Origin of the sequence: Sphingorhabdus sp. (assembly GCF_044357595.1) — a bacterium.
GTDB lineage: Bacteria > Pseudomonadota > Alphaproteobacteria > Sphingomonadales > Sphingomonadaceae > Sphingorhabdus_B.
Genome location: NZ_JBIKPH010000095.1, coordinates 1 through 9,776, shown reverse-complemented (window position 1 = coordinate 9,776; position 9,776 = coordinate 1). Strand labels below are relative to the sequence as shown.

Annotated in this window: 8 protein-coding genes; 2 read left to right on the top strand and 6 right to left on the bottom strand. The window is 54.6% G+C overall.

Annotation, left to right across the window (positions count from 1 at the left end; all coding sequences use genetic code 11):
- The first annotated feature begins 381 nt into the window (after positions 1-381).
- Together ACIQ2T_RS09650 and ACIQ2T_RS09645 are read left to right on the top strand one after the other, a co-directional pair.
- On the top strand, positions 382-630 hold the full coding sequence (locus ACIQ2T_RS09650; RefSeq protein WP_315470464.1) for a hypothetical protein: 249 nt from the start codon (positions 382-384) through the stop codon (positions 628-630).
- A 108-nt stretch (positions 631-738) separates the two neighbouring features.
- Positions 739-1,860 (top strand): glycine zipper 2TM domain-containing protein, encoded by a 1,122-nt coding sequence (locus ACIQ2T_RS09645; protein WP_397590627.1) that lies wholly within the window; start codon positions 739-741, stop codon positions 1,858-1,860.
- An 18-nt stretch (positions 1,861-1,878) separates the two neighbouring features.
- Here the strand turns inward: ACIQ2T_RS09645 and glnA are convergent, their stop codons facing one another.
- The 6 genes from glnA to ACIQ2T_RS09615 all read right to left on the bottom strand — a co-directional run.
- The gene (glnA, locus tag ACIQ2T_RS09640) at positions 1,879-3,291 is read right to left on the bottom strand and encodes a type I glutamate--ammonia ligase (RefSeq protein WP_353209636.1); all 1,413 of its coding nucleotides are present in this window, start codon (positions 3,289-3,291) and stop codon (positions 1,879-1,881) included.
- Positions 3,292-3,337: 46 nt separating this feature from the next.
- Entirely contained in the window at positions 3,338-3,676 is a 339-nt protein-coding gene (locus tag ACIQ2T_RS09635; protein WP_125231011.1) for a P-II family nitrogen regulator, read from the bottom strand.
- 172 nt (positions 3,677-3,848) lie between these two features.
- On the bottom strand, positions 3,849-6,041 hold the full coding sequence (locus tag ACIQ2T_RS09630; RefSeq protein WP_397590626.1) for a PQQ-dependent dehydrogenase, methanol/ethanol family: 2,193 nt from the start codon (positions 6,039-6,041) through the stop codon (positions 3,849-3,851).
- Between the two features lie 71 nt (positions 6,042-6,112).
- Positions 6,113-6,778, bottom strand: a complete 666-nt coding sequence (locus ACIQ2T_RS09625) for a DJ-1/PfpI family protein (protein WP_397590625.1) — start codon at positions 6,776-6,778, stop codon at positions 6,113-6,115.
- Between the two features lie 21 nt (positions 6,779-6,799).
- Positions 6,800-7,987, bottom strand: a complete 1,188-nt coding sequence (locus tag ACIQ2T_RS09620; RefSeq protein ID WP_397590624.1) for an acetyl-CoA C-acyltransferase — start codon at positions 7,985-7,987, stop codon at positions 6,800-6,802.
- Between the two features lie 83 nt (positions 7,988-8,070).
- The coding region (locus tag ACIQ2T_RS09615; protein WP_397590623.1) for a class I adenylate-forming enzyme family protein at positions 8,071-9,776 on the bottom strand (1,706 nt) is incomplete at its 5' end.

Here is a 9,776-nt window from a genome sequence, read left to right as displayed (position 1 = left end):
TTGTAGGCTGGACCTACTTGCGACCGGCCAAGCCACAAAAACAGCGTAGCCGCTGCCATCGTGGCAAATGTGAATGAAAATGCGTTATAGACCAAAGAATATTGGCCAAAAGTTAAATTTTCCATGTCGTTCCCCCTTTTGGCGACCCCATTACGGATGTCAGGAGAGCTAATGTTAACCGATGGATTAGATGTGTCAACCCATGGTATATACCATGCTATATACCATGTTTGCCCCATATTGCGGCCAGGGGCGGCAAGAAAAAAGCGATGAAAGCGTATATAGGTAATGCGTTACCTATTCGAAAAGCATGCCTGCAACTTTGCCGTTCTTGACCAAATCAGCTCCCGACTAAAAGCCCTGATCCATAAGAGCACTATAGTGGCGACCGTTAACGATCTGCGTTTGCGCGCTGATCCAACCACTTTCTGCAATGCTGCATTCATTGCGCTGACGGGATACGCCAAACATGCAATCATAGGATGGAATGACAAATTGTTGACCGCTCTTGTTCTGAGCCCTGGTCTTGGCGGACAGACTTTCAAGATGCATCAGACATTATTCATGGAAAAATTGGGCGCTGCCACCTCAACCGAAGCCATTTGCAACGCTGTCGAAGCCGAGGTCTAAAAAGGTCCTTTTGCCCGCAATGGAACCGCGCAATATGCGGCAGGCAGCAACATTATAGCATCATGTCGATTACGCTTTCACGAAACAATGTCGTGAAAAGAGAACCTCATGAAAAGCGGGATATTTTTAGCGGGTATTGCACTTGCTGTTTTCACCCCCGTCGTTGCCTCTGCGCAGGATGATGGTTGCCGACGGGATGGCAATGGCCGCATCATTGGTACAGTCGTTGGCGCAGGCGCAGGCGGTGTGCTTGGCAATGTGATTGCCGGGCGTGGCGACAAGACCGAAGGTTCCATTATTGGCGCTATCGTTGGTGCAGTGATCGGCAATCAAGTTTCCAAATCGGACCTTGGCCATTGCCGCCGGGCTTATGGATATTACGATGAACAAGGCCGCTGGCATGCCACAGGGGTTAGCGCGTCCGAAGCGCTTGGCTATTATGACCGCAATGGCAGTTGGGTCGAAGGCCAGCCAAACGGATATTATGACAACGGGCGCTGGGTAATGTCGAATAGCGATCGGAGCAACGCCGGGTATATCGACCGCGACGGCCAATGGGTGCCCGCTTTATCTGTGGGTTATTATGACCGCAACAACCAATGGGTAGGTGGCGCCGCGACTGGTTATTATGATACTAACGGTCGTTGGGTTGCCGGTCCCACACGCGGCCGTTATGACGCGCGTGGCCGCTGGATCGTCGGTGACACCGGATATGCTAACGAAAACAATGCCAACTGGAATACAGTCGAGCAGCCCGGATATTATGACAATAATGGTCGCTGGCAAGCGGGCAGGGCATATGGTTATTACGATGTCCGTGGCCGATGGATCTCGACACAGGTCGACTATTATCGATCAAACGATAACCAATATCGTCCAGGTACGGGGCCCCATGACCTTGGGCAAATGCCTACCGATATTTCGACGCGCATCATATGGATGCGTGAATATGTGCGTTCCGGGTTTCAATCGCGGCGTATCACGCAAAACAGTGCGCAATATGCCCGCCGCGAACTGACCGCGATTGAGGCCCAAAACCGTCAGTTCAACCGCGATGGTCGCCTTACGCAGCGTGAAGCGCAGTTGCTTGAAAAACGCCTTGATCGATTAAGCGGCTTGACAAAAACTGGCGCCAAGCCCGCAATTACTGAGCAGCCTAATCAAAGGTCCGCACAGCAGTTGTATAAAGATAAGGCCCGGCAGTCCCCCAACTGCCGGGCCTTTAGCTAGCGATCCGATGCGTCGGGATCAGTAGCTATAGTACATGTCGAATTCGACGGGGCTTGGCGTCATTTCCCAACGGGCGACGTCTTCCATCTTCAATTCTATATAGCTTTCAATCTGGTCCTTCGAGAACACGTCACCCTTCAACAGGAAGTCGTGATCTGCGGCCAGACAATCCAACGCTTCACGAAGCGAACCAGCGACAGTTGGAACCAGCGCAAGCTCTGCAGGTGGCAGGTCATACAAGTTCTTATCCATCGCCTCGCCAGGGTGGATCTTGTTCTGGATGCCGTCAAGGCCGGCCATGAACAAAGCGGCATAGCATAGATACGGGTTTGCCATTGCGTCGGGGAAGCGCACTTCCACGCGCTTGGCCTTGGAGCCTGCACCATAGGGAATACGGCATGAGGCCGAACGGTTACGTGCCGAATAGGCAAGCAACACAGGCGCTTCATAGCCTGGAACCAGACGCTTGTAGCTGTTCGTCGTCGGGTTTGAAAAAGCGTTGATCGCTTTGGCATGCTTGATGATGCCGCCGATGAAATACAGGCACATGTCGGAGAGCCCGGCATAACCGTCGCCAGCAAAGAGAGGTGTTTTGCCTTCCCAGATCGACAAATGGGTGTGCATACCCGAACCGTTATCTTCCTTGATTGGCTTGGGCATGAACGTTGCTGTCTTGCCATATGCATGTGCCACCTGATGCACGACATATTTGTAGATTTGCATGCGGTCAGCGGTCTCTGTCAGCGTGCCAAAGGTCAAACCAAGCTCATGCTGAGCCGCGGCAACCTCATGATGGTGCTTGTCGCAAGGCAGACCCATTTCCAACATGGTCGAAACCATCTCGCCACGGATATCCATCGCGCTATCAACAGGTGCTACCGGGAAGTAGCCGCCCTTGGCACGCGGGCGATGCCCCATGTTGCCGCCTTCATATTTCGTACCGCTGTTGGTGGGCAGTTCGATATCATCAATCTTGTAATAGGATGTGCTGTAGCTGTTTTCGAAACGCACATCGTCAAACATGAAGAATTCAGCTTCTGGGCCGACATAGACCGTGTCGCCAATGCCAGTTGTTTTCAGATAGGCTTCGGCGCGCTTGGCGGTCGAACGTGGGTCGCGGCTGTAAAGTTCGCCAGTCGAAGGCTCTACGATGTCGCAGAAAATGATCATCATCGGCGTGGCCGAGAACGGATCGATGTAAACCGCTTCAAGATCTGGCTTCAGGATCATGTCGGATTCATTGATTGCCTTCCAACCTTCGATCGAAGAACCATCAAACATCAGGCCGTCTTCCAGCTCATCTTCACCGATGACGCCAGCGCACATCGTTAGATGCTGCCACTTGCCCTTTGGATCAGTGAAACGGACATCGACCCACTCGATTTCCTCGTCCTTGATACGTTTGATAATGTCCTTGGCTGAAGTGCCCATAGCGCGTTCCTTCTTTTGCTTGTCTTTTTTGACTGATTTGGATTTTTTAGACGGCATCGTTATCGCGTTCGCCCGTACGAATGCGCAATGCAGTCTCAACGGGGATAACGAAAATCTTGCCATCGCCGATGCGTCCGGTTTGCGCTGCGGCAGCGATTGCTTCGACCACGCGGTCGGCAAGGCCGTCTTCGACAACAACCTCAAGCTTCACCTTAGGCAGGAAGTCGACCACATATTCTGCGCCGCGATACAATTCGGTATGGCCCTTCTGACGGCCAAAACCCTTGGCTTCGGTTACTGTGATGCCCGATACACCAACTTCATGCAGCGCCTCTTTTACCTCATCCAGTTTGAACGGCTTGATGATCGCTTCGATCTTTTTCATGACTTTCTCCTGTATGCCGCGTGAGACGGAGGCTCCGCGCTCGCGGATGATAGTTTGGACTTATCAAGTATCGTGCCAGATCGACTTACACACAAACACTGGATTTTCAGGTTATCGAGGCGCTGGCATCTGCCTAAATTTTAGGCAGATGCCAGATTCATGGGCAGCAGTTTTACTTGCCCGCCTTTTTGCTGCCTCCGCCCAAAGCGGCGTCGTTTATCTTGGCGTAATGCGCGCGGCTCACAACATAAGCGCGCATTTGCTCTGCTTCTTTCGGGGTAAGCACGGAGCTAAAGCTGACCATACCGTTGCTTTTCAATATTCCGTCTATGACAACGGATTTCCAGACCGCGGCATCTGCAATGGCCCCAGATTTGCGCAGATCGGGCAGGACGCCGTTTCCAACCGCACCTGGGCCGTGGCAGACGAGGCAATAGCGCTGGAAGTTTGATCCACCTGCTGCGATATCGGCTGGTGTGCCGAACTGCTTGGGCGGTGCCCAGACATAAGGCGGCGTTTCCGGCAAGGCGGGCAGCGCAATCTTGCCACCCAGCTTGAGTACGATCAAACGGGGCAGGTTGGGCACCGCGGCGCTAGTTGCACCGGCATAACCCGACACAAGTGGGAATGCACCGCCCTTGCTGGTCATGAACGCAACATATTGTTCGCCATGAACGGTATAGGTCGAGGCGCCCGAGAGCACCCCTGACTGCACATTAAGGTTTAGCAATTGCTTGCCTGTGTCCGCAGCATACGCCCGGAACTCGCCCATCGCCGTGCCTTGAAATACTAGGTTTCCGGCAGTGGTCATCGTGCCGCCATTCCAGGATGCAGGATGGTTAACAGTCCATTTCGCTTTGCCTGTTTTTGGATCGAACGCCACCAGCTTGCCTGTCGTTGCTGCTTTCACGGCCTTTACGAAATTGGTGTCATCGGGTAGGTCAGCCGTGGCCATTGCCCCGCCGACATTAAAACCAATCGGTTTGCGCTCCTGTTCATTCGGCGCAACTGGTGGGAGATACGCGCCGCCGATGTACATAGCGGGAATATAAACAAGGCCAGTGGCCGGGTTAAAACTCATCGGGTGCCAGTTATGCGCGCCCAGCGCGGACGGGTTGGCCAAATAAAGCTTGCCGGTTTTTTCATATCGCGCTGCGGGGTTCTCAATCGGCCGTCCGGTCTTCAGGTCGTAACCCGTCGCCCAGGTAATGCCGTCGATGAACGGGTTTGCCGACAGCAACTTGCCATTCAAGCGGTCGATAGTAAAGAAAAAGCCGTTTTTGGGCGCATGGTACAGAACCTTACGATCCTTGCCGTTCCGCTTTTCTGTGGCCAATATGATCGGCTGCGTTGCGGTGTAATCCCAGCTTTCGGCCGGTGTTTCCTGATAATGCCAGACATATTTGCCCGTATCCGGTTTCAGCGCGACAATGGAAGACAGGAACAGATTGTCGCCTTCGCCATTTGAACGAATGCCGTGGTTCCAAGGGTTGCCGTTGCCAACGCCAAGATAGAGCTGATCTAACTCCGCATCGTAAACAATAGCGTCCCAAACCGTACCGCCGCCGCCGCTTTCACGCCAGTCACCCTTTTTGGGCTTGCTGCTCCAAGTACTGGTTGCTGCCGTTTTCAGGATGTCGTCGCTCGCGGCATTGTCGGGTTTGCCAGTGGCGTTTGGCGTCGTGTAGAAGCGCCAAGCTTGCGCGCCAGTGGCGGCATCGTACGCAGTGACATACCCCCGTGCGCCAAATTCCGCTCCACCGAAGCCGATAACGACCTTGTCCTTCACCACGCGCGGTACGCCGGTGATCGTGCCATTGGATTTGAGATCCAGTGTCTGCGCGCTCCAATTTTGCTTTCCGGTGCTGGCATCAAGCGAAATCAGGCGGCCATCAATTGTACCAACGAAAACGCTGCCCTTCCAAAACGCAACTCCGCGATTGACGACGTCGCAGCAGGCTTTGACGCCGCGCGCCTTGTCGACTTTGGGGTCAAAGCTCCACAATGGCTTGCCGGTTTTGGCATCATAGGCAAAAACCTTCGACCATGCGGTCGACACAAACATCTTACCGTCGACCACGACTGGCGTCGCTTCTTGGCCGCGCGCATCGGGGAGGTCGGCAAACCAAGCGATGCCCAAATCTTGCACATTGCTGTCATTAATTTTCGTGAGCGGACTATGCCTTTGTTCGTCATAATTGAAACCGGTCATTGCCCAATTGGAGCCGTCGCCGCCGGTTTTTAGATAATCACCATCAATCGCGGCAAACGCTGGATTATCAGACTCTAGCGCCCCTTTTTGGCAGGAACCCAATAACAATGCCGCGCCTGCACATGCTGTTGCGACCAAAAGCTTTTTTAACATTTTTCTCTCCCCCGTGGGTCGAACGCTATGCCGATGCTTAGCCTGCGTCCAGTCGAAATTTAATCAATGGATTAAATTATAGCTTTGATCGCGATTTCCATTTCTGCCGCAGCCTTGTCGTAGACGCTTGCGCGCAGGCTGCGCACAGTTTCTTCCTTAGAATGCGCAAGTGAGCCACCACCAAAAGTCGGGGCGGGATCATATTCCAATGCAAGCTGGATAGTTCGGGCTACGTCCTCACCCGAGATCGCTGCAATGAGCTCAAGTGCGAAATCAATACCTGAGGTTACGCCGCCAGCGGTGATGAGATTGCCATCACGCACGACCCGCGTTGGCTGGTGCATTGCGCCGAAAAGGGGCAGCAACTGCGTGTAAGCCCAATGGCACGTTGCCTTTTTGCCTTGAAGTAAGCCCGCGGTGCCAAAGATGAACGCGCCTGTACAAACGCTGGTGATGTAATCGGCACCCTTGGCTTGCTGGCGCACAAAATCAACAATCACTTGGTCTGCTATCGCGTCACGTACGCCATGGCCGCCGGGTACACACAAAACATCTGCTTGCGGGCATTGCGCAAAGCCGGAGCGTGGCAAGATTGAAAAACCGCAATCAGTCTTAACCGCTGCGCCGTCTTTGCTAACAACATGTACCTTTGCGCCGGGCAGGCGCGACAGAAACTGCACTGGCCCGGTAAAATCGAGTTGGGTGACATTGTCGAACAAGACGAAGACGATATTCATAATGCCGGGCGTTGTCGACGTTTAGATCAGCTCAATTGCGAGCGCCGTCGCTTCGCCGCCACCAATGCAGAGCGAGGCAAGCCCGCGTTTCTTGCCATGGCGTTGCAGCGCTGCGACCAAGGTCGTGATGATCCGCGCACCCGATGCGCCAATGGGATGACCAAGCGCAGTGGCACCGCCATGGACGTTGATCTTGTCATGCGGAATGCCAAGGTCATGCATCGCAAACATCGCGACGCAGGCAAAGGCCTCATTCACTTCGAATAGATCAACATCGTCAATGGTCCAGCCTGCCTTTTCGAGGCATTTGTTTATTGCGCCAATGGGAGCCGTAGTGAATGCCGAAGGTTCCTGCGCATGCGCGGCGTGCGCCACGATACGAGCAATAGGGGTCTGTCCGTTGGCAGCCGCCACCGACTGACGGGTCAGGACAAGCGCAGCAGCACCGTCGGAGATCGACGAACTCGTTGCAGCAGTAATCGTGCCGTCTTTGGCAAAGGCAGGCTTCAGCGTTGGAATCTTGTCGGGCATGCCCTTGCCGGGTTGCTCGTCCGTGTCGACAATGACATCGCCTTTGCGGGTGGCGACGGTCACGGCAACGATTTCTTGCTTAAACGCGCCATTGGCAATCGCGCTTTGGGCGCGGCGCAGCGATTCAATCGCATATGCGTCCTGCGCCTCGCGAGTCAGTTGATAATCGTTGGCGGTGTCCTGCGCGAACGTGCCCATAGCGCGGCCAGCTTCATATGCATCTTCAAGGCCATCAAGGAACATGTGGTCATAAGCCGTATCATGACCAATGCGCGCGCCGCCGCGATGTTTTTTCAGCAAATAGGGGGCGTTTGTCATGCTTTCCATACCGCCGGCGATGACATAATCAACAGAACCAGCGGCCAACGCTTCGCTGCCCATGATGACGGTCTGCATGCCTGAACCGCACACCTTGTTCACGGTCGTTGCCTGCACAGATTTGGGTAAGCCAGCCTTGATCGCGGCCTGACGGGCAGGGGCTTGCCCCAAGCTTGCGGGTAAGACGCAGCCCATGTAGATCCGCTCAATCATTGCGCCTTCAACGCCAGAGCGCTCAACCGCAGCCTTAACAGCAGTCGCGCCAAGGTCGGTCGCTGAAATGTCAGACAATGCCCCTTGCATCCCACCCATCGGCGTGCGGGCGTAGGACAGGATTACAACGGGATCGGCATGGCTCATGGGAGATTTCCTTTAATTCTGATTTAGCGCCCTATAGTGCGCCGCAGCATCAAAAACAAATCGGAAAAGCCCGCCGTGCCGCGTCAGAACAGGGCCTTTAATTCGCGTTTGAGGATTTTGCCGTTGGCGTTACGTGGTAAAGTATCCTGCGTAAAAATGATCTTCACTGGCACCTTGAACTTCGCCAGCCGTGCGCTGACCCAGGTGCGAAGTTCGTCCTCTGTGGCGCTGGCACCCGGTGCCAAATGCACGACAGCGGCGGGTTCTTCACCTAAGGTCTGGTGCGGCATGCCTACCAATGCAGCGTCCGTGACCGCCGGATGTTCATAGAGAATATTCTCGACTTCCGACGAATAGATATTCTCGCCGCCGCGGATGATCATGTCTTTGGCGCGGTCAACGATGAAGCAAAAACCTTCGTCGTCTACCCGCGCAAGATCGCCCGTGCGAACCCAACCATCGACAAAAGTCTCTGCGGTGGCATCTGGCCGGTTCCAATAACCTTTGACGATTTGCGGGCCGCGCGCCCATAATTCGCCGACCTCGCCGATTGGCAATTCGGTGGTGCCATCCTCCGACATGATTTTCAGGTCTGACACGGCAACAGCTGGACCGCAGCTGTCGGGGCGATTTAGATAATCTTCGGCAACATGCGAGGTCACTGTCGCCATGGTTTCAGTCATGCCCCAGCCATTGCCCGGGAATGCACCAAAAATTTCGTAAATCTTGCTGACCAGTTCAGGCGCAGACGGTGCACCGCCATAGCTGATCGCGTCGATAGAGCTGAGATCATATTCTGCGCGGTCGGGATGTTCGATCAACTGCCAGGCGATGAAAGGTACGCCGCCAGTTGCATTTATCTTCTCGCGCTCGATAATCTCAAACGCCTTCACTGTATCCCATTTGTGCAAGAGTACGATTTTATGACCCGCTTGGATCGTAGGCATCATCGATGCGGAGCAAGCCGTGACGTGGAACATCGGGATAACAAGCAATGAAGCCCGAATGCTTGGCTCAGGCAAAGCATCACCTCGACGCAGCACGGTCGCGGCGCCTGAATAGGCGCTGGAAAGGCCATTGGTAAGCAAATTGCGATGTGACCCTAATGCGCCTTTGGGTTTGCCGGTTGTGCCGCTGGTATAAAAAATAGTGACTGCATCGTCGGGCGCAATTGCGACTTCGGGCAACGCCAGATCTGGCAAATCGACATAGCTTTTTGGTCCGCCAATCACGCTTTCGAGAGTTATTGCGGGTGCGACCATCGCAGTGTCGTTTGCGCGGGCTACCAACACATGTTGAAGCGCAGGCATGTCTGCTTTGTGAGGCGCGATGCGGTCCCAGCGTTCGGCATCGCAGATTAGAACCGCCGCGCCCGAATCGGCTAAGCCGAAGGCAAGCTCTTCGCCCGTCCACCATGCGTTTAATGGCACGACAATCGCGCCTATTACCGCGCCGGAAAAAAAGGCGACGGGCCATTCGGGTAAGTTGCGCATGGCAAGCGCAACGCGGCCGCCCTTTTTGACGCCGTGGTCTTGCAGCGCTTGTGCCAGCGTCGCAACCGCACGGTGCCACGCCGCATAGGTCACGCGTTCATCTTCATAGACCACGAACTCACGTTCACCAAAAGATGTCTTGGCATGTTCGGCAAGTACGGCGAGATTCGGCAAAGCGTTCTTCCAGACGCGCGTTGGCACGCCTTCGATCTCGGCAGTTTCCATCTCGAATGGCATACCCGGCGCGCACAAAGCCGCCTTTACCTGATCGCGCGTGATAACTGGCCAACCCGCAG